Origin of the sequence: Salinivibrio sp. IB872 (assembly GCF_001995345.1) — a bacterium.
GTDB classification, from domain to species: Bacteria; Pseudomonadota; Gammaproteobacteria; order Enterobacterales; family Vibrionaceae; genus Salinivibrio; species Salinivibrio proteolyticus.
This window is the reverse complement of sequence record NZ_MUFO01000099.1, coordinates 1-1,370: the sequence shown is the minus strand read 5'-3', so window position 1 is coordinate 1,370 and position 1,370 is coordinate 1. Positions and strand designations below refer to the sequence as shown.

Annotated in this window: 2 protein-coding genes; both read right to left on the bottom strand. The window is 40.7% G+C overall.

The genetic code is table 11. The annotated features are described in order from the left end of the window. Positions 1–277: 277 nt before the first annotated feature. Positions 278–964, bottom strand: a complete 687-nt coding sequence (locus tag BZJ18_RS17000) for a GNAT family N-acetyltransferase (RefSeq protein WP_158011306.1) — start codon at positions 962–964, stop codon at positions 278–280. A gap of 51 nt (positions 965–1,015) precedes the next feature. Further along, positions 1,016–1,370 (bottom strand): hypothetical protein (locus BZJ18_RS16995; protein WP_108743182.1); only part of this gene is annotated, 355 nt, incomplete at its 5' end.

The following is a 1,370-nucleotide window of genomic DNA, read 5'->3' as shown; positions in this document are numbered from 1 at the left end:
CGTTAGGAGACCATTAAATCGCACTGAAAATGATCAACAAATTGATCCTTTATTTTCACTCATTTTAATTAATAAACATGGTTCAACGCACGATTTTCATCCTTAATTGACAATTAAGTCATTAAATCGCTAGCCCAGGCATGCCGCGGATCTTCATGCGTTTTCCCTGAGGGTTCTAAAGACAACATTTAATCTCCATGAATATCAGCCACAAACGCCTCTCCCACTCATCATATTGCGATAACCCCACCAATGCGTATTGGGTCGTTGCCGCTACTCATAGTTTTGCCAGTATTTGAATATGACTGTGAGCAACAAAGCCTAACGACTCGCAAAGGCGTCGGGAGGCAATATTTTCCCGGTTGGCACGATATCTGGCGACACGTCCCCTCTTTTCAACCTCTTTAACCCACCTTGAAATCAGTGCCTTGCCGACACCACGCTGACGATAGCTTGGTGTCACCAAGATAGACAGCGATTCAAAGGGCTCGACACCACAATATGACGCAATGATCCCAACAGGCTGCCCTTCCAGATAAGCCATATAGAAATAGTCTGAGTCCAGACTAAAATCCGCTTTAAATAATTCTTCCTCATCAAACCTTGTGATAAATTGTTCGATGCGTTCTCGATGGGCTTCAAGCGTGAGCTGATCAATCTCTACCTTTGATTTAGCGTCACAAATATGACCTGATAGATAATAATCAATATCATCAATATAGACCTCAAACGCTTGAGAGTTCACATCGTCGATATAGTCATGCAGCGATCGCAGCTTAGATTTTTCTAGATCTGTTCGAACGTCTTCATTGCAGCTGACCAGTGTCAGGTTATCAGACGCATACAGAAACGCTAAGTCCTCTTCACCGCCTCGTTTATAATAGTCGCAGCCAGTGAAAATATAATTGCTCTCAATATGATTCACGCCCAAACGCGCAAGCCAAGATTTATCAATGCTATCCATCGCTTTATTCTCCATACTTAGTCAAAAGTGCCAGCTACGCGACACGCATTATTAGTCGTGCTCTCCGCGATTGTATGCTGTTAAAATAGCACGAAGCCTAGTCAACTTAACTTCTGTAAGTAGTACTGAAAAAAAAGAAGCTATAGCCATTGAAACAAATGCACAACTAATTAAAAATTTACCACTACCTTCATATATGCCCGAAAGACCCAAAAATAAAGAAAAACAAGCGAAAACCGTTATAACAGAATCGTTCGTTTTTACTTTGCATTCATCGTCAGATATATCTTTTACTATCGAAACTGGGTTTGAGAGACCGTCAAGTCTAACTGAAACTTTTCCATTTTTTACTCTGGCCTTTAAACCATTACTTTTTAATCTGGCCTTTAAACCATTACTTTTTAAT

Coding starts and splice junctions, on each gene's coding strand:
- BZJ18_RS17000 (WP_158011306.1), bottom strand. CDS start 964: ATGGATAGCATTGATAAATCTTGGCTTGCGCGTTTGGGCGTGAATCAT.